We start from the raw sequence: 26411 nt of genomic DNA on the forward strand, positions 1-26411 counted from the left end.
TTCGGGTTAAACTTTGATCGGATATTAACTGTCTATCCGTTTGGTCGAACGCGAAATCCGATGCCCGTTGCCTGAGGTTAAACCCGAAACGCCTTAGATCAGTTTGCCTGACGACGCAGGAATGCGGGGATCTCGATCCGCTCCTGATCCGGGTCGGGTTCCTGGTCGATCATCGGGTCCGGCTGCTGGGTCTGGCGCGCCTGAACCGGCGGCTGCTGACGGCGGTGCGCCTGTGTGTCCTGGCCGTGGCCGGTCATGCGGTTGATCAGAGAGTTGATGCCAAAGCGCGGGTTGCGATCGCTTTCCGCAGGTTCCGGTGCAGCTGGCGCTGCGGCACGTCCCATGCCCTGGGGCTGATTCGGACGGACGCGGGCGGCAGCGGCCTGAAGGCGTGACATTGTTTCCTGCGACGGGGTGCCGGGGGCCGGGGCGCGCGGGGCGACAAAAGTGTCCGGCTCTGCCTCGATATCGGAGCGGGGCTGGAACTGCGCAACCTTGGGCTTGTAGGCCGGGGGCGGCAGACCGTCATCCTGAGCTGCGGACTTGTAGCGTCCCTCTTGCTCGAACGACGCCTGATGACGCTCTTGCTGAGCGGTGACGCCGTTGAACGGCGCTGTGTGCTCGTCCTCGTCCTCATACTCGAGCTCTGCGCGCTGTGCGGCGACGGGTTGTTTCGGCGCGGGCTTGGCAGCCGGCCTTGGCTGCAGGGGCGCGGGTGCCGGTGCGGCGGCAAGCGGCGCATCGACCTGCTGCTTGAGCGGCTGGGCAAGCGAGCGGCGCGCCACTGGAACTTCGGTGTTCACATCCATAGCGTCGATGCCTGTCGCAACAACGCTGACGCGCATCTTGCCTTCCATCGTGCTGTCGAGAGTCGAGCCGACGATGATGTTCGCGTCCTGATCCACTTCTTCGCGGATGCGGTTGGCGGCTTCGTCCAGTTCGAACAGCGTCAGGTCGTGACCGCCGGTGATGTTGATCAGAACACCCTTGGCGCCGCGCAGGCTGATTTCGTCGAGCAGCGGGTTGGCGATGGCCTTTTCGGCGGCCTGGATGGCGCGATCTTCGCCCTCGGCTTCGCCCGTGCCCATCATCGCCTTACCCATCTCGTCCATCACGGCGCGCACATCCGCAAAGTCGAGGTTGATGAGGCCCGGACGCACCATAAGGTCGGTCACGCCCTTGACGCCCTGATAAAGCACGTCATCGGCCAGCGAGAAGGCTTCGGTAAAAGTGGTCTTTTCATTCGCCAGACGGAAGAGGTTCTGGTTGGGAATGATGATCAGCGTATCGACGACCTTTTGCAGCGCCTCGACGCCCGCTTCGGCCTGACGCATCCGCTTGTTGCCTTCGAACTGGAAGGGCTTGGTCACAACACCGACGGTCAGTACACCCAATTCACGCGCAGCCTGCGCGATGATCGGTGCCGCGCCCGTCCCGGTGCCACCGCCCATGCCGGCGGTGATGAAACACATATGCGCACCCGCCAGATGGTCGACGATCTGCTCGATGCTTTCTTCGGCTGCGGCGGCGCCAACGCTTGCGCGGGCCCCTGCCCCCAGACCTTCGGTCACCTTGATGCCCAGCTGGACCTTGCTGATGGACTTGCTTTGCTGCAGAGCCTGAGCATCGGTGTTCGCGACCACGAAATCGACGCCGTCCAACTCTTTCTCGATCATGTTATTGACCGCGTTGCCACCGGCCCCACCAACGCCGAACACCGTGATGCGGGGTTTCAAGTCTTCCTGTCCGGGCATTGTAAGGTTAAGTGCCATTTAAGTTGTCCGCCTGTATTTACCGCCCGATTTCATCGGGCTTGCTGCCATCGGTTTTGTTAAATTCTAACAAGACAGCGCCCTCACGTCACGCAAAAACTTAGAAAATACCACAAATTGTAGCTTATTCAGGCTATTTTCTGCCAACTGCTTGGGTTTATGACTAGTGGTAGTGGTTTGAGGGCCTGACACACCTATCGACACCCCAGAGATACGCCCGGAGCGCCCGAATTCTGTCTTCTTGTCAGGGGTCGCTGCTCGACCGCCAGTCGCCTCATCGTGCTGTGCACCACGCCTCTGTCGGGCGTCTTGGGCAATATCGCTTACTTTCAGGGGAAAGTCATGCGCTTTGTGACGGCGAATTGCCCCTTCGGCGGTTCTTTGCAAGCCGTCCCGCCCCCCGCCGCGCACCGCCAGGCGCGTCTTGCCCGCCAGGGGCCAAAAACCGCCTGCGCCGGGCACGCCCCGTGGCCTTTACCAGTTGTCGCGGAACCACTTCACCGCCCGTTTCAGGGACCGTGCCGGGTACCGTTCGACCGGGATTTCGAAATCCCACCATTCGTCCTGCGGATGTGCTGCGAACAGGCACAGGCCCACCGCGCTGGCAAAACCCGGTCCCGTTGCCGCCTGCGGCAGACCATGCACGCGCATCGGGCGGCCCAGACGGACCTGCTGGCCAAGGATCTTGCTTGCCAGACCGTCAAGCCCCGGGATCTGCGACGCCCCGCCGGTCAGCACGATCTGCTGGCTGGGCAGGTACTCGAACCCGGCGGCGTCCAGACGGGCGCGGACCTCTTCGAGGATCTCCTCGACCCGGGGGCGCATGATGCCGATCAGTTCGGCCCGGCTGACGGTGCGGCGGTCGTGATGCCAGTCACCTGTGTCGCCGCCGATCTCGATCATTTCGCGATCATCCATGCCGGTGGCATGGACGCCGCCGTAAAAGGTCTTGATCCGTTCGGCCGTCGCCATCGGCACCTGAAGGCCCATAGAGATGTCGCCGGTCACGTGATCGCCGCCCATGCGCACCGCATCTGCATAGATCATGTGTTTCTTCATGAAGATCGAAACGCCGGTTGCGCCACCGCCCAGATCGATGCAGGCGGCCCCCAGTTCCTGTTCATCTTCGACCAGCGCCGAGACGCCGCTGACATAGGCCGAGGACGCAATGCCCGCCAGTTCCAGATCGCAGCGTTTCACGCAATGGGCAAGGTTCTGGATCGCCATGCCTTCGACCGTCAGCATGTGCATGTCGGTGCTCAGCGTCTGGCCCAGCTGACCGCGCGGATCGGCAAGTCCAGAGCGGTGGTCGAGCGCAAAGTTCACCGGCTGGGCGTGCAGCACCTCGCGGTCATGGCCGAAATCGGGAACGTCACAGGCGCTCAGCACGCGGGCGATATCCTGTTCGGACACGGTGGTGCCTTCAAGCTCGACCTTGCCATCGAGCCCGTAAGAGCGCGGCTCGGCCCCAGAAAAGCAGGCGATGACGTGGTCAACCCGGATCTGCGCCATCTTCTGCGCGGCCTGAACGGCGGTGCGGATGGCGCGTTCGGTTTCGCCCATGGCGTCGATTTCGCCAAAGCGCACACCACGCGACCGGGTGGTCGCCGCGCCGATCACGCGAAAACCCGACTGCCCGGCCAGCGAGCCGATGCCGTCAGTGTCCCCGCCCTTTTCCGAGCCGTCAAATCGCAGGACCAGGCAGGCAATCTTGGACGATCCGACATCCAGAATTGCAATCACGCCCCTCTGCATCGCGGCCTTGCGCATGTTGCGCATGGCGCGCTGCGATTCATACAGCTCGATCATCTGTTATCCCCAACTTTCATCGTCTTCATTTCGCGCAATTCCTGAATTGCATATTCCGTCAGCCGCAAGGTCGGCCGCTGCGACAGGCGCAGATCGACCAGTTGCAAATCCCGGCTGAGCAGGTCCACCGCCTGATCCATCGCAATGGCGCGTTCCAACGCCTGCACCGCGCCGGTTTCGGGCAGCAGGATGCGCTGATCGCGGTCCAGCACCACATCCCAGCGCCGCTGCCCGATCCGCTGCACCGCGCGCAGCCGGGGCAAGAGCGGCTGCGCCGCCGCCAGCAACGCCAGCGCCTCGCCCACATATTTGTCCGCGCCGAGTCCGGCGATCAGCGGCAGATCCGGATATTCGCCGCGATGCACAAGGCTGCCCACATGCACGCCGTTCTTGTCCAGAATTTCCAGCCCGTCTTCAGAGCGCCAGACCACCACCGGCAGCCGTTCCACCACATCGACCTGCAGAATGCCGCCCTGGGCAATGCGCAGCCGCGCGCTTTCGACCGCGTCCAGCCCATTGACCTTTTCGCGCATGGCATCCAGCGGCAGTTCAAAGGACGAGATCGGCAATGCCACGGTCAGCACCCGGCGCACCTCTTCGGCCACGCCTGCGCTCGCGCCACTGATCGCCATTTCCGTCACCATGAATTCGGGACGCTGTTCAAAAGCGGTGCGCAGTTCCGTGACCATGCCAAACACCGTGTCGCGGTTGCCCTGATCCGAGAACCAGAGGGCGGCGCCGCCAAAGACGATGGCAAGAGGCAGACCGATCCGCAGCAGACGCCGGTAGAGCGGCGTCAGCATCATGCGTTGCAGACGATAGCGCAACCGCGACGGTGCAGGGTCAGACCGGCTTATCTGTGGCAAGAGGCATCCTCGACCATCCAGGAGCACAGCTCGGGAAAGCTGATGCCCAGCACCTGCCCCTGTTCGGGCGAAAGTGAGGTCGGCGTCATGCCCGGCTGGGTGTTCGTCTCAAGCAGGATCAGCCCGTCAAGGCCCCGGCTTTCATCCCAGCGGAAATCTGTCCGGCTCAGCCCGCGACACCCCAGTGCGCGGTGCGCGCGCAGGGAATAGTCAAGGCAGGCCTCAAAGATCTGAGGCGGGATCTCTGCCGGGACCACGTGGCGCGACCCGCCGGGTTTGTATTTCGCGTCGTAATCATACCAGCCGTCGGTCAGGATATCGGTGACCGTCAGCGCGCGGTCCCCCATCACCGTGGTGGTGAGCTCGCGCCCCGGCGCAAAAGCCTCGACCATCACCATCTCTGGCATGTCATCAGACAGCTGCGGCGGGCCGTTTGCGGCCTCGTTCACCAGATAGACGCCGACCGAGGATCCTTCGTTGTTGGGTTTGACCACATAGGGCGGCGCCATCACATGGGCGCGGCGCACCTCGTCGCGCAGGGCCAGCACGCTTTGCACCACCGGCAGTCCGGCATCGCGAAACACCTGTTTGCTGCGGTCCTTGTCCATGGCGAGAGCCGAGGCCAGAACACCGGAATGGGTATAAGGTATGCGCAGCCATTCCAGCAGACCCTGGACACAGCCATCTTCGCCCCAGCGCCCATGCAGTGCGTTAAACACCACGTCGGGTGCTGCATCCGTCAGACGCTGCGCCAGATCCGGGCCGGCATCGACCTCGATCACATGATATCCATAGTCCCTCAAAGCAGCCGCGCATTCGCGCCCAGAGCTGAGCGAAACATCGCGCTCAGCCGAGGGCCCGCCCATCAGCACCACCACTTTCGGGAGTGTCCTGCTCGACATCCCAAACCGCCTCATTCTGTCCCGGGCTTGTTGCCCTTGTTCTTGGCTGCGGCCTGCCTGTGGCCGCGTCTTTTCTTGTCAGAGGTCTGTTTCGGCCTCTTTGACGCGTGTCGTTTCGCCGACACGCATAATTTCCCACTCTAGCTCTATTCCGCTCTGTAAGAAAACCTTTTTTCTGACTTCTTCTCCCAGCCCTTCCAGATCTGCCGCTGTTGCGCCGCCGGTATTGACCAGAAAATTGCTGTGCATCTCGCTCATCTGCGCCCCGCCGCGCCGTGCGCCGCGCATGCCCGCATCGTCAATCACCTTCCAGGCCTTGAGGTCGTGCACATCATCCGCCCGCCCGGTGCTGGAAAACCCCGCCGGATTGCGGAATGTGCTGCCCGCCGTGCGGTCTTTGGTCGGCTGGGTCGCATCACGCTTGGCAATCTGGGCGGTCATCCGCGCATTCAACGCGTCGGGCTCACCCAAGGGCGCCTCAAAGGTCGCGCTGATCAGCACCCAGCCCTCAGGCAGATCGCTGTCCCGGTAGCGCAGGTTCAGATCATCCGCACTCAGCGTCACCAGCGCGCCTTGCCGTGTCACCGCCTGCGCCGACACCAGCACATCCTTGACATAGGACCCGTAACAGCCGGCATTCATGCGCAAGGCCCCGCCGATCGCCCCGGGAATGGTGCGCAGAAAGGTCAGATCCACCCCCGCCTCTGCCGCGCGGCGCGCCACATGCGCATCCAGCGCGGCCACACCGGCGGTCACGCGATTGCCGTCGACCGAAATCCCGTTGAACCCCCGCCCCATACGGATCACCACAGCCCGCAAGCCCCCGTCCCGCACGATCAGGTTCGACCCGACCCCCATGGGAAAGACCTCGATCCCCGGCGCCAGCTCCCGGAGAAACGCCTGCAGATCGTCCAGGTCCGCAGGCTGAAACACCCAGTCCGCCGGCCCGCCCACGCGCAGCCAGGTGAGATCAGCAAGCGGCTTTTGCGCAGTCAGAGTGCCACGCACAGGGGGAAGGGTCTGGGTCATGAGACGGGTGCTAAACGGCGGAACGCGACTAGGCAAGTCCATGACTGTGCCAAACACCACCCACCTTGTGGAACTTCAGCCTGTTCTAAGGCCCGCTGGAATATTGCAGCAGCCGGTGAGCAAATTCCAAAAGCCTGCCGCTCAGCAGGTAATGATCAACAATATAGACTCCGCTGCCGGTCCCAACCGCCTGCGCGCCCGCCATCGTCACAGTATCGAGAACCTTGCCACAATATGAACCGATTGCCTTAAGCGCTGCGAGCATTTCATGTGCAATTTTGGCCAGCCGCGTCTTGTCCGGCGACGGGTTTGACAATCCCTCAATTGTCTCATCAAGGCTCTGCGCAACTGAACTGACAGCGTGTGCAACGGGCTGCGAAGCATCCAGCAATTCTGGCGGATTGTTGTGCGAGCGTTGAATGGCCGATGCGTTGGCTGACCTTACTGACGAAAATGCCTCCCGCAAATCGATAGCCTCGCCAACGAGCTGATACCGCTCCCAGATCGCATTGATCACCGGCAGCGCCTCTTTCGGCCCGGCGTCCCAGATGTTTGCGTCGATCAGCGCGATCTCTTCGAGCATGGTCCAGTTCGGCGGCTGGCCCTGTGGGTTCAGCGCATGATCATACCACGCCAACCAGAACCGCCAGTCATCTTCGGGCGTCGGATCTGTGCCGCCCGTGGCAAGCGCCTGCTTGATGTCATCCCACTCTTCGGCAAAGCGCGACTCTTCAGGCCAGAGCCTCTGCGCGAACACATCCTGACCTCGGCTCAAAGCCAGACAATCATGCCGCACAGCCCTCAAACCGGCGTCGGCGGAGGAGGTGGACAAGGCAACAGATTTGACGGATTGGAAGGTGGAGTTGGAGGCGGAGGAATAGACGACGACCGCATGTCCGTAGATGAGGGCGGCGTTGGATTCAGCGTCGGCGGCTTGGTCATGGGCGGCGGCTTCAGCGGCGGTGGCGGCGTGTTCTTTGACGGCAGCAGCGGCTTCGGCAGCGTGGAAAACGGCAAGAGCGGCGCCTTCGGCGGCGCGGGAGGCATCATCGACATTGTTATTGTAGGCAACGTAGATGACGGCGTCGGCGGCGGGTTTAGCCCAGAGATTAGCTGTTGGTATAAGAGCCGCAACGGATGATATCAAAAGACACCGCAAAACCGGCAAAGCGGTCAGATCACGTTTCCGCAAATCCGCGCCCAGACTCCATCGCCAATACAGCGGCAGCACCCGCGCTGCCGCCCGTACGGCCAGCGTCACAGCAAACCGCCGCGCCTCGGCCTGCTCGGCCTCGGTCTCCTGTGGCAAAGCCTCCAGCCAGGCCTTCAGGCTCTCTTCGTCCGTGATATCCGAAATCTCAACCATATCCGCAGACTGCCCCGGCCCTGCGCCCGCGTCCAGCGAAACCGCCCCCTGCGCGCAGCAGCCCCCCGCCTTCATCTGCCCAAAAATATCCCGGGGGGAGTCCGCAAGGACGGGGGGCAGCGCCCCCCTGCCACAGGGCACTCAGACGCGAGTGTCAGACAGACAACTTGCCCGGCAGCGCATTGGCCCAGGCACTGATCGACCCGGCGCCAAGGCAGACCACCATGTCGCCCGGCTGGGTCTGTTCGCGCACCAGCCGCTCCAGATCCGCCTCGTCATGCAGGGCGCGGGCGTGGCGGTGGCCGTGGCGGATCAGACCGACCACCAGATCGTCGCGGGTGGCGCCGGGAATGGGCTCCTCTCCGGCGGCATAGACATCGGAAATCGCCACCACATCCGCATCGTTGAAACAGGTGCAAAAATCCTCGAACAAGGCGGACAGGCGCGAATAGCGGTGTGGCTGGTGCACGGCGATGACGCGGCCCTCGGTTGCCTGACGCGCGGCTTTCAGCACAGCGGCAATCTCGACCGGGTGATGGCCGTAATCGTCGATGATGGTGACACCGTTCACCTCGCCCACCCGGGTAAAGCGCCGGTTGACGCCACCAAAGGCCGCAAGCGCCGTGCGGATTTCGTCCCGCGCCATGCCCAGATGGCGCGCCACGGCCACCGCCGACAGGGCGTTGCTCACGTTGTGATCCCCCGGCATCGGCAGGGTGCAGCCGTCGATCCGCAGCCCTTCGGATTGCAAGGCGATGTCGAAATGCGCCACACCCTTGGCATAGGTCAGGTTCACGGCGCGCACATCGGCCTGCGCGTTGAAACCATAGGTCATCACGCGGCGGTCGGTGACCTTGCCCACCAGCGCCTGCACCTCGGCATGGTCGGTGCAGCAGACGGCAAGGCCATAGAACGGGATGTTCGACACAAAGTCATAGAAGCCTTTGCGCAGCGCGTCGAAATCGCCCCAGTGCTCCATATGTTCGGGGTCGATATTGGTCACGATGGCGATGGTGGCGGGCAGCCGGTTGAAGGTGCCGTCGCTTTCGTCCGCCTCGACCACCATCCATTCGCCCTCGCCCATGCGGGCGTTCGAGCCATAGTTGTGGATGATGCCGCCGTTGATCACAGTCGGGTCGATCCCACCGGCCACCAGCAGTTCCGCCACCAGCGTGGTGGTGGTCGTCTTGCCATGGGTGCCCGCGACGGCAATGTTGGATTTCAGCCGCATGAGTTCGGCCAGCATCTCGGCCCGGCGCACCACCGGCAGGCCGCGCAGGCGCGCCTCGTCCAGTTCGGGATTGCCCGGCTTGATGGCGGACGAGATCACGACAACCTCGGCCCCTTGCAGGTTCTGCGCCGCCTGCCCCTCAAAGATCTCGGCGCCCAGTGTTTCCAGCCGGTCGGTGATCTTGGAACGTTTGAGGTCAGAGCCCTGCACCACATAGCCGAGGTTCAGCAGCACCTCGGCAATGCCGGACATGCCGATGCCGCCGATGCCGACGAAATGGATCGGCCCGACATCGCCGGGCAGCTTGGTTGCAGCAAGCATCATCTCGGATCCTCTGACTGTCTTGTTCATGTTCTTGGCTCCTGCTCTGCCAGTTCCTCGACCAGGGCCGCGAGGTCTGATGCCGCGTCGGGGCGGCCCACCGACAACGCAGCTTGTGTCATCTGCAAAGCGCCCGCCGGGTTATCCAGCACCGCCAGGATGGAGTCCGACAGGCTCTCAACGCTCAGCTTGCTCTCGGGGATCGAGATCGCGCCGCCGGCATCGACCAGACCCCGGGCATTGGCGGTCTGGTGATCGCCGGTGGCGGCAGCAAAGGGGATGAGGATCGAGGGGCGGCCAATCACGCTGATGTCCGCGACCGAGGACGCGCCAGAGCGCGAGATGACCAGCTGTGCCTCGCTCATCCGGGTGGGAATGTCGTGAAAGAAAGGCTGCACATCCGCATTGATGCCGTGTTCGGCGTAATACGTCGCCACCCGTTCGCCGTCTTCGTCACGCGCCTGATGCGAGATGCGCAGATGCTGCAGCACCTCCATCGGCAGGGCGGCGATGGCGGGGGGCACCACATCGGACAGAATGCGCGCACCCTGCGAACCGCCGATCACCAGGATCGACATCGGATAATTCCCCGGCGGAATATAGGGCACGCCAGCGCGTTCATGCACCGACAGGCGCACCGGATTGCCCACATGCACGACGGCCACCCCGTCGGGCAGGGCGGTCGGCCAGGTGCCGCAGGCGACGGTGTTCACACGTTTGGCAAAGATCTGGTTCACCCGCCCCAGCACGCCGTTCTGTTCATGGATCATCCGCGGCCGCCCCATCAGCAGCGCAGCACCCAGCGCCGGGATGCTGGGATAGCCGCCAAAGCCGATCACCACCGCCGGGCGGTCGCGCAGCATGTTTACCGCCATCGACAGCACACCCTGCGCCACCCGGAACGGCACAGCCAGCTTTGCCATCACACCGCCCCGCGCAAAGGTGGCTGACGCGACCTGCTCGATCTCGACCGAATGGGGAAAGCCGCCGGTGTAACGGGCGCCGCGCGCATCGGTCGACAGCTTCACCCGCCAGCCGCGCCGCAGCATGAGTTCGGCCAGCGCCTGTGCGGGGAACATATGGCCGCCGGTTCCGCCCGCTGCGATCACCAGCAGCGGTTGTTTCTGCTCAGGCATGGCCCAACCAGAGGGCGCAACATGGCGCCCTGTTCGATCGTGTCGTCATCTTGTGCGTCCTCTCAGAATGTCGCCGATTTCACCCTGTGGGCGTGCCCGCGTAAAGGCCAGCAGCATCCCGACGGCAATCCCCCCCGCAATCAGCGAAGACCCGCCGTAGCTCACAAACGGCAGCGTCATGCCCTTGGCGGGCAGCAGGCGCACGGCGACGCCCATGTTGATCATCGCCTGAACGCCGAACATGCAGGCAAGACCGGTCCCGGCCAGCCGGATGAACGGATCGCGTTCGCGCATCAGCCGGATCAGGCTGCGCACCACGATGGCGGCGTAGATGGCAAGGATGCACAGCACCAGAACAAGGCCGTATTCCTCGGCCGCAACGGCGATGATGAAATCCGTATGCGCATCGGGCAGCGACCATTTCACCTGACCCTCGCCCACACCGACCCCGAAAAAGCCGCCCTCCTGAATGGCGTTGGTGGCATAGCCGATCTGGGTGTTCGGGTCGATTTCGGGACTCAGAAAGCCATCGATGCGCCGCGCAAAGTGTTCGGAATGCTCATAGGCAAAGGTGCCGCCAAAGACGACCATGCCCGCCATGCCCAGCAGCAGCAGCATCGGCGCCCCGGCGACGAAATACATGACACCCCAGCCGAACAACACCAGACAGGCCTGACCAAAGTCAGGCTGCAGCGCCAGCATCAGCACGATCGCCACCGCCAGCGCAAAGGACCAGAGCTTTCCCGGGGGGCCGTTGACCTCTTGGCTCGCCGCCATCATCCAGGCGACCACCACAACAAAGCCGGGCTTGAGGAATTCGCTCGGCTGCAGCGAAGCGAAGCCCAGCGAATACCAGCGGATCGCCCCCTTGCCGAAATCCGTCCCAAAAAAAGGCAGCAGCGCCAGCGCCACAAAGGCACACAGGAAGCCGATCACCGCCATGCGCCGCACAAACACCGGAGAGGCGAGCGAGGTCAGAAACATCGCCGTCAGCGCCAGAAAGCCGAAGAAGGCCTGACGTTCCACATAGTAGAAGGGGGCCAGATTGTTGCGCTCGGCCAGCGGCGGCGACGCCGCAAGGCCCAGCAGGATCCCAATGCCGAACAGCATCAGGATACAGGACAGCGACCATCGGTCGACGGTGCGCCACCACTTGGGCAACACGGGTTCGCTGTCGCGCACGGAAACCGTGCCGTAAACCATCTCGGTCATGGAAATACCGCCATCACTGCCTCAAAACGCCCGGTTTTCCGGGTCTGAGCAGAACTCTAGCGAATTTGCGAACCGCAAGCCAGAGGAAACAGGCGGCAGCCAGCTCTGTCAGCCCCTGCAAGCGGTCCTTTGCCCGCCGCGAAGCATCGCCACAGGGCGGGGCCGGCGACACCTGCCTGCGCAAGGCGCGTTGCCAGATCAGCGCAGAGTCAGCGCCGGGCGGCGCGGGCACGTTAGCGCCGGGCAGCGCCGGGGCGCTTCAGCCAGTCGGCCAGCGCCTCTGTGGTCTCTTCCGGCGTCTCCAGGCTGGGCAGATGTCCGGCGGCGTCGATCACGACAAGCTCGGCCGCAGGAAGGAAATCCGCCATCGACACGTGCCGCTTGACCGGGGTCACCGTGTCATGCGCGCCACACAGCACCAGCGCGGGTATCGCGCAGCGCTGCAGCACGGTTTGCTGATCGCGCCGCCGCTGCATCGCGCGCGATTGGCGCACAAAAATCTCTGCCCCCAGATCGGCCCCCATGCTCAGCGCCATGTTCAGCGCCGGCATCCGCCCCGCCCCCGGACCTATCCCCGCAGCCTTGAGCCGCTCGCGCAGGATCTCGCCCAGTCGTCCGGTCTTGGCCGCGATCATCTGCGGCTCGCGCGCGGCGGCCTCTTGCGGCGTTTCGGCCAGCGGTGTGGTGGCGATCAGCGCGATCCGCGTGATCCGGTCTGGCGCGCGGCGCAGCAGCTCCATCGCGATGGCCCCACCCATCCCTGCCCCGGCCAGTGCAAATTTTGCCGGCAGCACCGACAGCAGATCCGAACTGATTTCCTCGATCCGCTCTCCCCCGGTGATCGGGGCCACCATCACGGCGGTGTCGCGGGAAAAGGCGGCGATCTGCGGCGCGAACAGCCGCGCATCACACATCATGTCGGGCAACAGGACCAGAGGCTCCTTCACCGGTGCATCCCGCAACTCTGCCCACACGCCAGAAAGACGTTCGGGCGAACGTCCTGCGGGGACAGGCCGCATCGCGGCGCTGTGCAGTGCTTGGTCATGGGCGCGCTCCTGATCCCGGGTTATGCCCGGTGTTTGCGCAACCCTAACAAAGATCGCGGCAATGGAAAGCGCGTCTGGCCGATTATGTGCGGATCAGCCCGTCAAAACGGCCCCGCTCCCGCAACGCCTGCGGGGTGAGCGGCCTCTTGGACATCCGCGCCATCGCGGCGGCGCACCGCAAGCGACCTCATCCCCCCTGATGCTGCAGGATCTGGGTCCAGATCGCCACCTCGTCCAGCAGGCTCCATTCCCGCCGCAGCCCCCAGGGGCCGAACTCCGCATGGCTCATACCCATCACATGCACATGGGCGCCGCTCGGCCGCCCGAAACGGCCCCAGCCGTCATGCGCCCCGCTCAGCGACCAGCGCAGTGCGGCGCGCGGCGGCATATGCGGCGCCTCCAGCCCGATCTGGTGATGCACCTCAAATATGGCAGACGGGAACGATGCCCGCAGCCCCAGCCAGAACACCTCGGCCTCTTCAAAGCCATGGCCGGACAGGCCGCCGGAATAGTTCAGATGGCAGGCCCGGTCATACTGGTCCGCGATCACGGAAAAATCACCCGACATGATCCGCCCCAGAATATCGGCAAAGGCCGCACCCCACTGGTTCTTGTTGCCCCCGCCGGTGTAGGGTCCCGTCACATCCACCTCGGGGCGGAAGGGCTGGGTTTCCGGGTCCAGCGCCGCCAGCTGCCCCTGTGCCCAATCGCGGGGGGTCGTGCCCAGCTGCGTGCAGACCGCCGCGCGGTCGGTCACCCGCCAGATATCGCTGATCAAATTGGATTTGGCATAAATTTCAGAGATTTCACGATACTGCAGCTTCTGCCCTGCCGGGGCTGCAAACGCCCCCATCCCGCCATATTGCGCCACCACCAGCGCGCGATGTGACCCCAGCATGCCGACCTTTTCATTGCCGCACCAGATCACATCCTCGCCCAACACCCGCCGGTCGGGAAAGGCAAAATGCTGCGCCACCAGCTCGCCCGCAACCGCCGCCGTGCCAGAAAGGATCCCCGCCGGGCTGCGCTGGATTACCTCTGGGTGGCAATAATGGCTTAACCGTTGACCAAGCCCGCGCCGTTCCCAGATTTCTTCCGTGGTGCCCAGCACGTAATCGGGGAAGTCCCGGAATTTCCGGTCAAAATTCTGCACTGCCCGCACCCTTGTCCTGGCCGAAATCGTACCGGCCACAACACAGGACCGACCCGGCCCATAACCCGCCATTAAGGTTGATTAAGGGTTAAAACGGCTCAGGAAACTGTCACCTTGCCCAACCAAAGGCAGGCGCGCTCAGTGCCCTTCCCAGCGAAACCGTCCATCCTCGGCCAGAGGCGAGGCAGGATTCCAGGCCACTTCCCAGATATGCCCTTCGGGATCGGCAAAATACCCGATATGCCCGCCCCAGAACACGTCATGCGCCGGTTTCAGGATCTCGGCCCCCGCCGCCTCTGCCCGCTGCAGCAGCACAGACACATCATCACGCTGGCGCACATTGTGGCTGTAGGTCGCCGCGCCAGTGCCCAGCCGGTCAACCGGCACGCCCATATCCCGGGCCAGATCCGCCAGCGGATAGAGGCTGAGGGTTTGGCCGATCAGGTCATAGACCCTGATGGCATCTGACGTTTCGACCTGTTTCCAGCCCAGCGCGTCATAAAACGCCGCTGCGCGTGCCACATCCCGCACGCCGAGTGTGATCAGACTGATCCGTTGTTCCATGGCCCCCTCCTACGATTTGCAAATATGCGCCTTTGCAGTTTGCAAAGGACTTCAAGCGCTGCAAACCTCGTCCACCGCCTGTTCGATCATCCGCAGACAGGCGGGGTCGGAAAAGCGGTGATCGACGCCTTTCACGAAACTTAGCCGCAGATCATCTGACTCGATATGATCGAGCAAGCGCAGCGCCGTGTCGCGGGTCACGGCGGTATCCTCGGTCCCCTGCATCAGCCGCACTGCAAAGGGCATCACCAGCGCGCCCCGCAGGACCAGATGATTGCGCCCATCCTCGATCAGGTGGCGGGTGATCACATAGGGATCGCCGTAATCAGACGGCAGCGACACCGCGCCGTCATTCATCACGGTTTCACGCTGATCTTCGGTAAAGCTGGCCCAGAACCCGTCTTCGGTGAAATCCGGCGCCGGGGCGATGCCGACAAAGCCCGCGACGCGGCTCAGCCGCCTGACCAACAGACAGCCGATCCAGCCCCCCATGGAGGAGCCGACCAGCACCAGCGGCCCCTCCGTCACCGCCTCGATCACCGCCTGCGCATCCGCCGACCAGTCACCGATGCAGCCGTCTTCGAACACACCGTCCGACACCCCATGTCCGGAATAATCCAGCCGCAGAAAGGCGCGGCCCTGCGCCTGTGCCCAAGCCTCAAGATGTACCGCCTTGGTGCCTTGCATGTCGGATTTGTAGCCCGACAGGAACACCACAACGGGGCCGCGTCCGGGGGTGTAGGCATAGGCAAGCCGCCGGCCCGCCGCGCTGTCCAGATAGGTGACCTCTGCCATGCTCGCTCCTTTGTCTTTTGGCGCACCATGCCAACCGGCACAGGCCAAGGCCAGAGCGGGCGGCAAACTTTTTCAGCCCTGTTCGACCTCTTTCAACCCCAGCGCCAGCGCCCCCCCGGCAAGGCTGAGCAGGGCAAACCCCGCCAGCGCCGCCACGGGACCGATAAAGCTGAGGCCGCCGCCGATCAGACCGGTGACCAGCAGCAGCCCGCCGATCAGCGTATTGGCGAGGGCGGCATAAGACGCGCGGCCATCCTCGGGCGCCATGTCGACCAGATAGATGCCGCGCCCGCTGCGCACCCCCTGATAGGCGATCATCAGCACAAAAAGGATCACCGGAAGAACCCAGATCGGCCCGGCCCAGCCCGCCAGCGACACCGCGACCGCCAGCGCCATCGCAACCGCCCCGCCAAAACCCGACAGCGCCAGCACCCGGCGCGACGACTGATCCGACAGCCGTCCCCAGACATAAGAGCTGAGGAAAGCGGCAAGCGATGAGGCCAGCACCATCGCCCCCAACCCCTGCAACGCACTGTCGCCCGCCAGCAGCACCAGATAGGGCGGCGCCAGCGCGGTCACGGTCAGCAGGCCACGCACAGCCACGAACCGGCGAAACTGCGCATCCTCGCGGATCGGCGTGAAATCGAGGGTATCCCGCGCGCCGCGCTCTGACGCCTCTTCCTCAAGCCGTGAAAACAGCAGTGCCGCCAGCAGCCAGAGGCAGGCGGCAAACCCGACCGCCAGCGCCAGCGGCGTCACATCCTGCAACAGCCCCGACATCAGCAACAGCGCAAAGACGATGACCGCCGCCGAAGACACGGACCCCGCCACCCCCTTGACCGCGCCGCGCCGGGTCTTGGGGATCGTCTTGCCCAGAATGTCCTTGTAGCTGACCGAGCACAGCGCGCGGCTGACCGCCAGCACCGCAAGTGCGGCGACAATGACACCGCCCGCGATCCAGCCTTGCAGCATCAGCGCGGCCAAAGCGATCACAAACGCCGCCACGCCCTGCCCCAGACAGCCCAGCACCCAGGCCCATTTGCGATGCTCCAGCGACTGCACCCAGCCCGCCATCAGCATCTGCGGCAGCAGCGCGCCCGCCTCTCGCACCGGGACCAGCAGGCCGATTAGCACCGCAGGCGCGCCCAGCGCATTCATCAGCCAGCTCAGCACCAGCTTGGGGTCGATCAGCCCGTCGGCCACCTTGGTCAGGCTCAGCGACACCATGTGTTTGCCACCATTGCGCGCCTCGCGCTGGGTGGCCTGTCCATCATCATCGGTGACGGTTCCGTAAAGATCCTTGCTCAAATCGGCCATCGGGGCCCTTTCGTTTTGGCTGGCAATTCTGCTTGCTTGAATTTGATCCACGAGAAACGCACGCGCTTGACACCCGGTTCCCGCTTTGCCACTTAGGCCGCACATCATAACCCGCAACCGGGCGTCCCGTAGGCGCCAAACCGACGAGGAGCCTCAGATGGCCCAGATCTCCCTCACCTTTCCCGATGGCAACGCACGCGACTATGACGCGGGGGTGACCCCTGCTGCCGTTGCGGAAAGCATTTCCAAATCCCTGTCGAAAAAGGCAATCTCGGCCACCGTGAACGGTGCGCATTGGGATCTGCAATGGCCCATCGACGCCGATTCCTCGATCGCGATCAACACGCTGGCCGATGCCGCGCCCGCGCTGGAGCTGATCCGTCACGACCTCGCCCATATCATGGCCCGCGCGGTGCAAGAGCTGTGGCCCGACGTCAAGGTCACCATCGGCCCGGTCATCGCCAACGGCTGGTATTACGATTTCGACCGCGCCGATCCCTTCACCCCCGAAGATCTGGGGCTGATAGAGAAAAAGATGCGCGAGATCATCAACAAACGCGATCCCGTCCGCACCGAAGTCTGGGACCGCGACGTTGCGATCAAGTATTACGAAGACCGGGGCGAGCCCTACAAGGTCGAGCTGATCGGCGCGATTCCGGGCAACGAGGCCCTGCGCATGTACTGGCACGGCGACTGGCAGGATTTGTGCCGGGGTCCGCATCTGCAGAACACCGGTCAGGTGCCGGGCGATTCATTCAAGCTGATGTCCGTGGCCGGGGCCTATTGGCGCGGCGACAGCAACCGTCAGATGCTGCAGCGGATCTACGGCGTCGCCTTTCAGAACAAGGAAGAGCTCAAGTCCCATCTGAACATGCTGGAAGAGGCTGCCAAACGCGACCACCGCAAGCTGGGCCGCGAGATGGACCTGTTCCACATGCAGGAAGAGGCCCCCGGTCAGATCTTCTGGCACCCCAACGGCTGGAAGATCTACACCACCCTGCAGGATTACATGCGCCGCCAGCAGACCCGCGACGGCTATGTCGAGGTGAACACACCGCAGGTGGTGAACCGCAAGCTGTGGGAAGAAAGCGGGCATTGGGAGAACTATCAGGAGCACATGTTCATCGTCGAGGTGGACGAAGAGCATGCTCGCGAAAAGACCATCAACGCGCTCAAGCCGATGAACTGTCCCTGCCATGTGCAGATCTACAACCACGGCCTGAAGAGCTATCGCGACCTGCCCCTGCGCATGGCCGAATTTGGATCGTGCAACCGCTACGAGCCTTCCGGTGCGCTGCATGGCATCATGCGGGTGCGCGGATTCACGCAGGATGACGCGCATATCTTCTGCACCATGGACCAGGTCGAGGCGGAGTCGAAGAAATTCATCGACTTCCTCGCTGGAATATATGCCGATCTCGGGTTTGCGAGCTGGCGGGTTAAATTGTCCACCCGTCCCGAAAAGCGCGTCGGCTCCGAAGAAAGCTGGGACCGCATGGAAGAGGCTCTGGGCAATGCCTGCCGCGCCGCCGGCCGCGCCTTCGAGATCTTCGAAGGCGAAGGCGCTTTTTATGCGCCCAAGCTGGAATTTGTGCTGACCGACGCCATCGGGCGCGACTGGCAATGTGGCACGCTGCAACTGGACCCCAACCTGCCCGAACGTCTGGATGCCAACTACATCGGCGCGGACGGCTCCAAACATCGCCCGATCATGCTGCACCGCGCGGTTCTGGGCAGTTTCGAACGCTTCATCGGGATTCTGATCGAGGAACATGCCGGCAAGCTGCCGTTCTGGCTTGCCCCGCGTCAGGTGGTTGTCGCATCGATCGTCTCCGATGCGGATGAGTATGTGCACGAGGTCGTCGCCGCCCTGCAAAAGGCAGGCGTGCGGGCCGAGGCGGACATTCGCAACGAAAAGATCACCTACAAAGTGCGTGAACATTCGGTCGGCAAGGTGCCTGTCATCCTCGCCGTCGGTGCACGCGAGGTTGAGGAACGCACCCTCACCCTGCGCCGTCTGGGGGAAAAGCAGACCTCTGTCGTGGCGCTGGACGACACTGTTGCCGCCCTTGCCGCCGAGGCCACCGCGCCCGATCTGCGCTAAGACCTGAAACCAAAGGGGCGCCGCGAACCTGACCTCAGGCGCGGCGCCCTTTTTTATGGCGTTTTCAAAGTGGGATGTCAGAAATGCGCGGTGGGCGCGTCCGGCTTGCCCGCCGCCAGCGCCAAAACGCCGCCCAGCCCGGCAAAGGCAATCGGGAACATCGTAAAGACGTTAAAGCCAAAGGCCAGATACATCCCCGCCGCCGACAGCAGCAACAGCACCCCACCCCATAGCGCGCGCGACACTGCCATCGCCCCGCCTGCAATCGCCAGCATCGGCGACAGGATGGACACGATGCGCACCAGCTCGGGGTTGTCGAACATGCCGAAACTCTGTTCGATCTCGACAAAATGGCGCGTCAGCTCGGTATAGCCGAACCCGAAGAATCCGACGATCATCCCGAACACGCCCGCAATGATGCCCAAGGTTGACGCAGCACCGCGCATCTCAGCCGCGTCCCTGAAGGGCGCTTTGCACGTCCTTGCCCCAGCCCAGCCACATCTCGTCGCCGTCAACGATCAGAGGCCGCTTCATCAGGCTTGGATGCGCCTTGAGCAGGTCCAGCGGGGCGCCCGCCCGCTCCTCCATGTCCAGCCCGCGCCAAGTGGTCGAACGGGTGTTCACCACACCGTCCCCGAACAGCAGCAGCGCACGTTCCAGCACCTCCTGCGGCACGCCCTCGGCGCGCACATCCACAAATTCCACCCCATCCAGCGCCTTGAGCGCCTTGCGGCAGGTGTCACACGTCTTCAAACCGTAAAGGATCATGCCCGCTCCTGTATCATCCCGTCCACTTATTCACAGAGTCTGGCCATTGCGACCCTGTTTTGCTTGCTTTTTACATATCCCATGTAATCCTTTTTCTCACGTGGCCCCAAAAGGTCGCCCCAGGACAGGTATTCTGCGCGCCGCACATACCGCGTTCAGACCCGATGGGGCCGCGCCGAAACCCTGACACTTTCAGGGAAAAGCAAGACATGAAGGAGACACGGGACATGCCGACGGGCACCGTGAAATGGTTCAACACCACTAAAGGGTACGGGTTTATTGCGCCCGATGATGGCGGCAAGGATGTGTTCGTTCATATTTCAGCCGTGGAACGCTCGGGCCTCACCGGGCTTGCCGACAACCAGAAAGTCCGGTTCGAAATGCGCGAAGGCCGCGACGGTCGGGAAATGGCCGCGGATCTGACCTTGCTCTGATCCCCACCCCAAACTCTGCAACAGATGGCCGGGACTGCGCCGGACCGGCCATCGGTGCCCCACCATCCTTTTCGGGCTGACCGCTTCAAGCCATCTGCAGCTTCACCGCTTCGGTGCGGGCATGGCCGATCAGATCACGCACAAACGGTTTGTCCACATCGGCACTGCGCGTTGCCGCATACAACCGGCGGGTGATTCCCGTCTTGGTCAGGGGCCGTGTCACGTAGTCCGAATTGTACTTGACCTCGCGCACCACCCAGTCGGGCAACACCGCCACCCCCCTGTTGCTGGCCACCAGCAACAGGATCACCGCCGTCAGCTCGACCTGCCGGATCGCGGCGGGCTCCACCTTGGCGGGGGTCAGCAACTGGCTGAACACATCCAGCCGCGAGCGTTCCACCGGATAGGTGATCAGCGTCTGACCGCGAAAATCCTGCGCCTCGACAAACGGCTTCTGCGCCAGCGGATGCACCGAGGCCGCAACAAAGACGGCCTTGTAATCAAACAGCTCGGTAAAGGTGACGCCCGGGATCGTCTCGGGATCAGAGGACACCACAAGATCCACCTCTTCCTTCAACAGGGCGGGCAGCGCGTCAAAGGCCAGCCCGGGGCGGATGTCCACATCCACATCCGGCCAGATCTTGCGAAACGCCTCAAGCACCGGGAACAGCCATTCAAAACAGGCGTGGCATTCAATGGCGATGTGCATGCGCCCCGTCGATCCGGCCCGCAGCCCGCTGAATTCATCCTGCAGCGCCTCGACCTGCGGCAGCACCTGTTCCGCCAGCCGCAACAGCCGCATCCCCGCCGCCGACAGGGTCATCGGCTTGGAGCGGCGCACAAACAGCTCGACCCCCGCCTGATCCTCCAGCCCCTTGATCTGATGGCTCAGCGCGCTTTGTGTGATGTTCAGCTGATCGGCGGCCTTGGCCACGCCGCCGGCCTCATAAATCGCCTTGATCGTGCGCAGATGCCGGAATTCGATATGCATGATAGCGTCCCGCCTTTTACCAAAACACACGCATCGCTTTTCACGCCAGAGGCGCAGCCGACTGGCAGAGAACACGCGAGTCACGTTGAAGGCAGGACGTTTTAAGCATGTCCGCCTCATGTTGTTGATGAGTTATATGAGTTTGTCTCACAATGGCCAATATGCGACAAGACGTGAAATCGAACACAAGGACCACCCCATGACCCGCCCCGAGATTTCCTTTGAATTCTTCCCGCCCAAGAATATCGAAGCCACATTCCGCCTCTGGGACACCGTGCAGGTTCTGGCCCCGCTGGCCCCACGATTCGTCTCCGTCACCTATGGCGCGGGCGGCACCACCCGCGATCTGACCCGCGATGTCGTCTCGACCCTGCACAAACATTCCGGCCTGCGCACCGCCGCGCACCTGACCTGCGTCGATGCCACCCGCGCAGAAACCCTGCAGATCGCGCGCGACTTTGCTGCCGCCGGTGTCACGGACATCGTCGCCCTGCGCGGCGACCCGCCCAAGGGCGCAAACGGCTTCGTGCCCCACCCCGAGGGGTTTCACAGTTCGGTTGAGCTGATCGAGGCGCTGAAGGAAACCGGTGATTTCACCATCCGTGTCGGCGCCTATCCCGACAAACACCCCGAAGCGCCCAGCGCCACCGCCGATGTGGACTATCTCAAGCGCAAGCTCGACGCCGGCGCGGACGAGGCGCTGACCCAGTTCTTTTTCGAGGCAGAGACGTTCTTTCGCTTTCGCGATGCCTGCGTGAAGGCCGGGATCGACAAGCCGATCGTGCCGGGGATCTTTCCGGTCGAAAACTGGAAAGGCGCGCGCCGCTTTGCCGAAGGCTGCGGCACCCATATCCCCGACTGGGTGATCGACGCGTTCGAAACCGCCACGCGCGACGGCAGTCAGGATCTGCTCGCCACAGCCATGTGCACCGAGCTTTGTTCGGAACTGATCGAGGGCGGTGTGGACAAGCTGCATTTCTACACGCTTAACCGCCCGGAACTGACCCGCGATGTCTGTTTCGCCCTGGGCGTGACACCCGAGGCAAAGCTGGAAAACGTCGCCTGAAGTCAGTGTGACGCAACACGCTCTGACGGTGGCGCCGGGGCCAAGAATTTTCTGAAAATTCTTGTCAAAAGTCTTTAAAAGACTTTTGTCCCGGCTCACCCGGCTCCGCGCCCGCCGATCCCCTGTGTCACCTGCAGGGCCGCTGCGATCACCTGTGCGCCAAAGGCCGGGATCGCCTCAATCGGAATCCGGCTCGACGGGCCAGAGACGGAAATCCCGGCCACCGCCTCGCCATGCATGTCAAAGATCGGCGCCGCCACGCAGCGCATGCCGATGTTTTTTTCCTCACCATCCACCGCATAGCCCCGCGCGCGGGTCTCGGCCAGATCGGCCAGCAGGGCATCGCGCGTCACAAACGTGAACTCGGTGAACCGCGCCAGCCCGTGCTCGTCCAGAATCCGTGCCACCTGTCCCGCTCCGCGCTGCGCCAGAAGCGCCTTGCCTATTCCGCTCGCATGCATCGGCGACACGGTTCCCGGCGGGAAAAACGCGCGGATTGTGGCATGGGTTTCGACCTGGCTCAGAAACAGCACCTGCCCCGCCTGCTGCACACCCAGATTCGCCGTCTCTCCGGTGGCCTCCATCAGCGCGCGCAGCACCGGCAGCGCGCGTTCGATCAGCGAGGTGCGGCGCAAAAACCGCGACCCGATCAGAAAGGCCCCGGCGCCGATATGCCAGGTCTGCGGGCCGCCGTCGAAATCCACAATCCCGCGCGCCTCAAGCGTGAACAGCACGCGGTAGACACTGGCGGGCGACTGGCCCAGATCCCCCGCCAGCTGCGACAGGGTGGCGCCTTTTGTCATCTCGCTCAGCCGCTCCAGAACCTCCATCGCGCGGTCCAGCGACTTGATCGTGTTCTGCTCGGACTTGTCATGCCAGGCGCGTGGCCTGCCCCGCCCCCGTGCCGGCTCTGCCACATCCCGCTCCACTGTTACCCTCCGGTTTTATAAAAAACACCTCCGCATTATGAAAAATGCAAACCCCTGATTCAACGTAATTTTTGTGCCTTATCCAATTATGAAAAACAATTTCAAAAAAATTGCCCGGGAAACAGGCAAGGCGTAAACCTGTGTCATAGCGAGGAGAACACGCCATGAGCCTTCAGAACCCGGTCTTCATTCCCGGCCCCACCAACATCCCCGAGGCGATCCGCAAGGCCTGCGATATGCCCACGATCGACCACCGCTCGCCACTGTTTGCAACGATCCTGCACCCGGCCATCGACGGCTGCCGCAAGGTTCTTAAAACCAGCGAAGGCGAGCTGTTCATCTTTCCCGCCACCGGCTCCGGCGGATGGGAGGCCGCGCTGTCCAACACGCTCAGCCCCGGCGACACGATTCTGGCCGCGCGCAACGGCATGTTCAGCCACAAATGGATCGACATGTGCCACCGCTTCGGCCTCAACGTCGTGCAGGTCGATGTCCCCTGGGGCGAAGGCCTGCCCGTCGCCAAGTTCGAGGAGATCCTGCGCGCCGATCCGGACGCCCGCATCAAGGCGGTGCTTGCCACCCATAACGAAACCGCCACCGGCGTGGTGTCCGACATTGCGGGCCTGCGCCGCGCCATGGACGCCGCCGGACATGGCGCGCTGCTGATGGTCGATGGCGTCAGCTCCATCGGCTCCATGCCGTTCGAATTTGATCAATGGGGCGTCGATGTTGCGGTCACCGGCAGTCAAAAGGGCTTCATGCTGCCCGTCGGCCTTGCCATCACCTGCTTTTCGCCCAAAGCTGTGGCGGCAAGCAAGACAGCCACCTTGCCCCGCACGTTCTGGAGCATTGATGACATGCGCAAGGGCTACGCCGCCAATGCCTATCCTTATACCCCCTCCGTTGGCCTGCTGAACGGGCTGAAGCTGTCCACCGAAATGCTGCTGGCCGAAGGTCTGGACAACGTCTTTGCACGCCACGCCCGCATCGCCAACGGGGTGCGCGCCGCCGTGCAGGCCTGGGGCATGACGCCCTGCGCCGTCTCGCCCGACCTTTATTCCAACACGGTGACGGCGATCCGCACGCCGGAAGGTTTCAACGCCTCGACAATCGTCGACCGCGCAGCGCTGGACTATGGCATGGCCTTTGGCACCGGCCTTGGCGATGTGGCGGGCAAGGTGTTCCGTATCGGCCATCTGGGCATGCTGACCGACGCCATGGCGCTCTCGGGCATTGCCACCGCTGAAATGGTCATGGTTGATCTCGGCCTGCCCGTCACCCTCGGTTCCGGCGTTGCCGCCGCACAGGGCGTCTATCGCCGGGGGACACGCGTCGCACAGGAGAAAGCCGCATGAGGGATCACCCCGACCATCTGCCCACCTACGAGGATATGCTGGCCGCCCATGAGCGGATCAAACCCTATATTCACCGCACCCCGGTGCTGACCTCCAGCTATCTCAACGACCTCACCGGCGCCGAGCTGTTCTTCAAATGCGAGAATTTCCAGAAGGCCGGCGCCTTCAAGGTGCGTGGTGCGTCGAACGCCGTCTTCGGCCTGCCCGAGGATATGGCCGCCAAGGGTGTGGCCACGCACAGTTCCGGCAACCACGCCCTGTCGCTGTCTTATGCGGCGGGTCGGCGGGGCATCCCCTGCCATGTGGTCATGCCCCGCACCGCACCGCAGGCCAAAAAGGACGCCGTGCGCGGCTATGGCGGCATCATCACCGAATGCGAGCCGTCCACCACAAGCCGCGAGGCGGTCTTTGCCGAGATCCATGCCAAAACCGGCGCGGATTTTGTGCACCCCTACAACGACCCGCGCGTCATCGCGGGCCAAGGCACCTGCTCGAAAGAGCTGATGGAGCAGGTCGAACACCTTGATGCGGTCATCGCCCCTATCGGCGGCGGCGGCATGATCTCGGGCACCTGTCTGACCCTCTCGACCCTCGCGCCGCAGGTGCAGATCTATGCGGCCGAGCCTGAACAGGCCGACGATGCCTACCGATCGTTCAAGGCGGGGCATATCATCGCCGACGATGCGCCCGACACGGTGGCCGACGGGCTCAAGGTGCCACTCAAGGAAAACACCTGGCACTTTGTCAGCCACCATGTGACCGACATTCTCACCGCGTCAGAGGACGAAATCATCGAGGCGATGAAGCTGACCTGGAAGCGCATGAAGATCGTGATCGAAGCCTCCTGCGCCGTCCCCCTCGCCACGATCCTGAAAAACCCAGAGCTGTTCCGGGGCAAACGTGTCGGCGTGATCATCACCGGCGGCAATGTCGACCTCGACAGCCTGCCCTGGATGCAATGACCCCACGGGTGCGTGAATCACGCACCCTACCCGCGCCGTAGGGTGCGTGATTCACGCACCTTCCTGACTTCAACGTTCTCAACGGGAGATGAGACCATGAAAGACATCACGGAGTTTACCGACCTCGACGTCGGCTATGACGTTCCTGCCCTGCCCGGCATGGATGAATCCGACATCCAGACGCCCTGCCTGATCCTCGACCTCGACGCACTGGAACGCAACGTCACCAAGATGGGCGACTTCGCAAAATCCCACGGCATGCGCCACCGCGTCCACGGCAAGATGCACAAATCCGTCGATGTGGCCCTGCTGCAGGAACGCCTTGGCGGCTCCGTCGGCGTCTGCTGCCAGAAGGTGTCCGAGGCCGAGGTTTTTGCCCGCGGCGGCATCAAGGATGTGCTGGTATCAAATCAGGTCACGCACCCGGCCAAGATCGACCGCCTCGCCCGCCTGCCAAAGCTCGGCGCGCGCACCATCTGCTGCGTCGATGACTTGGACAACATCCCGAACCTGTCGGCCGCTGCCGTCAAACATGGCACCCAGATCGAATGTCTGGTGGAAATCGACTGCGGCGCCGGGCGCTGCGGTGTGACGACAACACCGCAGGTGGTGGAATTGGCCAAGGCCATCGACGCCGCACAAAGCCTCAAATTCGCCGGCATTCAGGCCTATCAGGGCGCCATGCAGCACCTCGACAGCTATGAGGACCGCAAAGGCAAGACCCAGATCGCCATCGACATGGTCACCGCCGCGATAACGGCGCTGAAATCCGAAGGCCTCGATTGTGACATCGTCGGCGGCGGCGGCACCGGGTCCTACTACTTCGAATCCGCCTCTGGCGTGTTCAACGAACTGCAGTGCGGCTCTTACGCCTTCATGGACGCCGATTATGGCCGGATCCATGACAAGGACGGCAAACGGATCGACGAGGGCGAATGGGAAAACGCCCTGTTCATCCTGACCACCGTCATGAGCCACGCCAAGGCGGACAAGGCCATCGTCGATGCGGGCCTCAAGGCGCAGTCGGTCGACTCCGGCCTGCCGGTGATCTTTGGCCGCACCGATGTGACCTATGTCAAATGCTCCGACGAACATGGCGTCGTCTCCGACCCTGACGGCGTGCTCAGGGTCAATGACACCCTGCGCCTTGTCCCCGGCCATTGCGATCCGACCTGCAACGTGCACGACTGGTATGTCGGTGTGCGGGGCGGCAAGGTCGAAACCCTTTGGCCCGTCTCGGCCCGTGGCAAGGCGTACTGACAGCCCCGGCAGTCCCCTCATCT

24 protein-coding genes are annotated in these 26411 nt (G+C 63.3%); 6 read left to right on the forward strand and 18 right to left on the reverse strand.

What is annotated here, in order from left to right; translation table 11 throughout:
• Nucleotides 1-98: 98 nt before the first annotated feature.
• From ftsZ to P775_RS26395, 14 genes are all read right to left on the reverse strand, one after another.
• The gene (gene ftsZ / locus P775_RS26330) at nt 99-1772 is read right to left on the reverse strand and encodes a cell division protein FtsZ (RefSeq protein WP_099913769.1); all 1674 of its coding nucleotides are present in this window, start codon (nt 1770-1772) and stop codon (nt 99-101) included.
• Between the two features lie 474 nt (nt 1773-2246).
• Nucleotides 2247-3581, reverse strand: a complete 1335-nt coding sequence (ftsA, locus tag P775_RS26335) for a cell division protein FtsA (RefSeq protein ID WP_099913770.1) — start codon at nt 3579-3581, stop codon at nt 2247-2249.
• On the reverse strand, nt 3578-4447 hold the full coding sequence (locus P775_RS26340; protein WP_245875872.1) for a cell division protein FtsQ/DivIB: 870 nt from the start codon (nt 4445-4447) through the stop codon (nt 3578-3580). The genes ftsA and P775_RS26340 overlap by 4 nt, the downstream gene beginning before the upstream one ends.
• Nucleotides 4435-5313, reverse strand: a complete 879-nt coding sequence (locus tag P775_RS26345) for a D-alanine--D-alanine ligase (protein ID WP_245875880.1) — start codon at nt 5311-5313, stop codon at nt 4435-4437. Before P775_RS26345 ends, P775_RS26340 begins: the two co-directional genes overlap by 13 nt.
• Nucleotides 5314-5427: 114 nt before the next feature.
• Nucleotides 5428-6378: a UDP-N-acetylmuramate dehydrogenase gene (gene murB / locus P775_RS26350; protein ID WP_099913772.1), complete on the reverse strand. Its 951-nt coding sequence runs from the start codon at nt 6376-6378 to the stop codon at nt 5428-5430.
• Nucleotides 6379-6463: 85 nt separating this feature from the next.
• Nucleotides 6464-7819 (reverse strand): hypothetical protein, encoded by a 1356-nt coding sequence (locus P775_RS28315; RefSeq protein WP_180287598.1) that lies wholly within the window; start codon nt 7817-7819, stop codon nt 6464-6466.
• A 79-nt stretch (nt 7820-7898) separates the two neighbouring features.
• Nucleotides 7899-9296, reverse strand: a complete 1398-nt coding sequence (gene murC, locus P775_RS26360) for a UDP-N-acetylmuramate--L-alanine ligase (RefSeq protein WP_099913833.1) — start codon at nt 9294-9296, stop codon at nt 7899-7901.
• Between the two features lie 26 nt (nt 9297-9322).
• On the reverse strand, nt 9323-10432 hold the full coding sequence (locus tag P775_RS26365) for a UDP-N-acetylglucosamine--N-acetylmuramyl-(pentapeptide) pyrophosphoryl-undecaprenol N-acetylglucosamine transferase (RefSeq protein ID WP_099913773.1): 1110 nt from the start codon (nt 10430-10432) through the stop codon (nt 9323-9325).
• A 45-nt stretch (nt 10433-10477) separates the two neighbouring features.
• The gene (gene ftsW, locus P775_RS26370) at nt 10478-11644 is read right to left on the reverse strand and encodes a putative lipid II flippase FtsW (RefSeq protein ID WP_099913774.1); all 1167 of its coding nucleotides are present in this window, start codon (nt 11642-11644) and stop codon (nt 10478-10480) included.
• 233 nt (nt 11645-11877) lie between these two features.
• The gene (locus P775_RS26375; RefSeq protein WP_099913834.1) at nt 11878-12591 is read right to left on the reverse strand and encodes an alpha/beta fold hydrolase; all 714 of its coding nucleotides are present in this window, start codon (nt 12589-12591) and stop codon (nt 11878-11880) included.
• A 286-nt stretch (nt 12592-12877) separates the two neighbouring features.
• Nucleotides 12878-13843 carry an ester cyclase gene (locus P775_RS26380; protein WP_099913775.1) on the reverse strand — a complete coding sequence of 322 codons (966 nt, stop codon included), beginning with the start codon at nt 13841-13843 and terminating at the stop codon, nt 12878-12880.
• Between the two features lie 138 nt (nt 13844-13981).
• A complete protein-coding gene (locus P775_RS26385) occupies nt 13982-14407 on the reverse strand; it encodes a VOC family protein (protein WP_099913776.1) in 426 nt (141 codons plus the stop codon).
• Nucleotides 14408-14458: 51 nt separating this feature from the next.
• The gene (locus tag P775_RS26390; RefSeq protein ID WP_099913777.1) at nt 14459-15202 is read right to left on the reverse strand and encodes an alpha/beta hydrolase; all 744 of its coding nucleotides are present in this window, start codon (nt 15200-15202) and stop codon (nt 14459-14461) included.
• Between the two features lie 72 nt (nt 15203-15274).
• The gene (locus tag P775_RS26395) at nt 15275-16519 is read right to left on the reverse strand and encodes an MFS transporter (protein ID WP_099913778.1); all 1245 of its coding nucleotides are present in this window, start codon (nt 16517-16519) and stop codon (nt 15275-15277) included.
• A gap of 157 nt (nt 16520-16676) precedes the next feature.
• Here P775_RS26395 and thrS point away from each other — a divergent pair, with 157 nt between their 5' ends.
• Complete coding sequence (gene thrS / locus P775_RS26400; RefSeq protein WP_099913779.1) at nt 16677-18623, forward strand: threonine--tRNA ligase; 1947 nt, start codon at nt 16677-16679, stop codon at nt 18621-18623.
• 77 nt (nt 18624-18700) lie between these two features.
• Here the strand turns inward: thrS and P775_RS26405 are convergent, their stop codons facing one another.
• A complete protein-coding gene (locus tag P775_RS26405) occupies nt 18701-19069 on the reverse strand; it encodes a hypothetical protein (protein ID WP_099913780.1) in 369 nt (122 codons plus the stop codon).
• A 1-nt stretch (nt 19070) separates the two neighbouring features.
• The gene (locus tag P775_RS26410; RefSeq protein WP_099913781.1) at nt 19071-19391 is read right to left on the reverse strand and encodes an arsenate reductase family protein; all 321 of its coding nucleotides are present in this window, start codon (nt 19389-19391) and stop codon (nt 19071-19073) included.
• A 227-nt stretch (nt 19392-19618) separates the two neighbouring features.
• Here P775_RS26410 and P775_RS26415 point away from each other — a divergent pair, with 227 nt between their 5' ends.
• Complete coding sequence (locus P775_RS26415; RefSeq protein ID WP_099913835.1) at nt 19619-19825, forward strand: cold-shock protein; 207 nt, start codon at nt 19619-19621, stop codon at nt 19823-19825.
• Between the two features lie 85 nt (nt 19826-19910).
• Here P775_RS26415 and P775_RS26420 read toward each other — a convergent pair whose 3' ends face one another.
• Complete coding sequence (locus P775_RS26420; protein ID WP_099913782.1) at nt 19911-20816, reverse strand: LysR family transcriptional regulator; 906 nt, start codon at nt 20814-20816, stop codon at nt 19911-19913.
• A gap of 199 nt (nt 20817-21015) precedes the next feature.
• Between P775_RS26420 and metF the strand changes: the two genes are divergently transcribed.
• The gene (gene metF / locus P775_RS26425; RefSeq protein WP_099913783.1) at nt 21016-21882 is read left to right on the forward strand and encodes a methylenetetrahydrofolate reductase [NAD(P)H]; all 867 of its coding nucleotides are present in this window, start codon (nt 21016-21018) and stop codon (nt 21880-21882) included.
• Nucleotides 21883-21977: 95 nt separating this feature from the next.
• Here metF and bhcR read toward each other — a convergent pair whose 3' ends face one another.
• Nucleotides 21978-22799, reverse strand: a complete 822-nt coding sequence (bhcR, locus tag P775_RS26430) for an HTH-type transcriptional regulator BhcR (RefSeq protein WP_245875873.1) — start codon at nt 22797-22799, stop codon at nt 21978-21980.
• Between the two features lie 176 nt (nt 22800-22975).
• Between bhcR and bhcA the strand changes: the two genes are divergently transcribed.
• The 3 genes from bhcA (at nt 22976) to bhcC (ending at nt 26388) form a co-directional block, all read left to right on the forward strand.
• Nucleotides 22976-24166 carry an L-aspartate--glyoxylate aminotransferase BhcA gene (gene bhcA, locus P775_RS26435; protein WP_099913784.1) on the forward strand — a complete coding sequence of 397 codons (1191 nt, stop codon included), beginning with the start codon at nt 22976-22978 and terminating at the stop codon, nt 24164-24166.
• Complete coding sequence (gene bhcB / locus P775_RS26440; protein ID WP_099913785.1) at nt 24163-25128, forward strand: beta-hydroxyaspartate dehydratase BhcB; 966 nt, start codon at nt 24163-24165, stop codon at nt 25126-25128. Before bhcA ends, bhcB begins: the two co-directional genes overlap by 4 nt.
• 96 nt (nt 25129-25224) lie before the next feature.
• Complete coding sequence (bhcC, locus tag P775_RS26445; RefSeq protein WP_099913786.1) at nt 25225-26388, forward strand: 3-hydroxy-D-aspartate aldolase BhcC; 1164 nt, start codon at nt 25225-25227, stop codon at nt 26386-26388.
• The last annotated feature ends 23 nt before the right edge of the window (nt 26389-26411 follow it).

Source organism: Puniceibacterium antarcticum (assembly GCF_002760615.1).
GTDB lineage: Bacteria > Pseudomonadota > Alphaproteobacteria > Rhodobacterales > Rhodobacteraceae > Puniceibacterium > Puniceibacterium antarcticum.

Excerpts from the sequence above, each read along its gene's own strand:
- ftsZ (WP_099913769.1), bottom strand. The coding sequence starts at position 1,772 with ATGGCACTTAACCTTACAATGCCCGGACAGGAAGACTTGAAACCCCGC.
- ftsA (WP_099913770.1), bottom strand. The coding sequence starts at position 3,581 with ATGATCGAGCTGTATGAATCGCAGCGCGCCATGCGCAACATGCGCAAG.
- P775_RS26345 (WP_245875880.1), bottom strand. The coding sequence starts at position 5,313 with ATGGGCGGGCCCTCGGCTGAGCGCGATGTTTCGCTCAGCTCTGGGCGC.
- murB (WP_099913772.1), bottom strand. The coding sequence starts at position 6,378 with ATGACCCAGACCCTTCCCCCTGTGCGTGGCACTCTGACTGCGCAAAAG.
- P775_RS28315 (WP_180287598.1), bottom strand. The coding sequence starts at position 7,819 with ATGAAGGCGGGGGGCTGCTGCGCGCAGGGGGCGGTTTCGCTGGACGCG.
- murC (WP_099913833.1), bottom strand. The coding sequence starts at position 9,296 with ATGCTTGCTGCAACCAAGCTGCCCGGCGATGTCGGGCCGATCCATTTC.
- P775_RS26365 (WP_099913773.1), bottom strand. The coding sequence starts at position 10,432 with ATGCCTGAGCAGAAACAACCGCTGCTGGTGATCGCAGCGGGCGGAACC.
- ftsW (WP_099913774.1), bottom strand. The coding sequence starts at position 11,644 with ATGACCGAGATGGTTTACGGCACGGTTTCCGTGCGCGACAGCGAACCC.
- P775_RS26385 (WP_099913776.1), bottom strand. The coding sequence starts at position 14,407 with ATGGAACAACGGATCAGTCTGATCACACTCGGCGTGCGGGATGTGGCA.
- P775_RS26390 (WP_099913777.1), bottom strand. The coding sequence starts at position 15,202 with ATGGCAGAGGTCACCTATCTGGACAGCGCGGCGGGCCGGCGGCTTGCC.
- P775_RS26395 (WP_099913778.1), bottom strand. The coding sequence starts at position 16,519 with ATGGCCGATTTGAGCAAGGATCTTTACGGAACCGTCACCGATGATGAT.
- thrS (WP_099913779.1), top strand. The coding sequence starts at position 16,677 with ATGGCCCAGATCTCCCTCACCTTTCCCGATGGCAACGCACGCGACTAT.
- P775_RS26405 (WP_099913780.1), bottom strand. The coding sequence starts at position 19,069 with ATGCGCGGTGCTGCGTCAACCTTGGGCATCATTGCGGGCGTGTTCGGG.
- P775_RS26410 (WP_099913781.1), bottom strand. The coding sequence starts at position 19,391 with ATGATCCTTTACGGTTTGAAGACGTGTGACACCTGCCGCAAGGCGCTC.
- P775_RS26415 (WP_099913835.1), top strand. The coding sequence starts at position 19,619 with ATGCCGACGGGCACCGTGAAATGGTTCAACACCACTAAAGGGTACGGG.
- P775_RS26420 (WP_099913782.1), bottom strand. The coding sequence starts at position 20,816 with ATGCATATCGAATTCCGGCATCTGCGCACGATCAAGGCGATTTATGAG.
- metF (WP_099913783.1), top strand. The coding sequence starts at position 21,016 with ATGACCCGCCCCGAGATTTCCTTTGAATTCTTCCCGCCCAAGAATATC.
- bhcA (WP_099913784.1), top strand. The coding sequence starts at position 22,976 with ATGAGCCTTCAGAACCCGGTCTTCATTCCCGGCCCCACCAACATCCCC.
- bhcB (WP_099913785.1), top strand. The coding sequence starts at position 24,163 with ATGAGGGATCACCCCGACCATCTGCCCACCTACGAGGATATGCTGGCC.
- bhcC (WP_099913786.1), top strand. The coding sequence starts at position 25,225 with ATGAAAGACATCACGGAGTTTACCGACCTCGACGTCGGCTATGACGTT.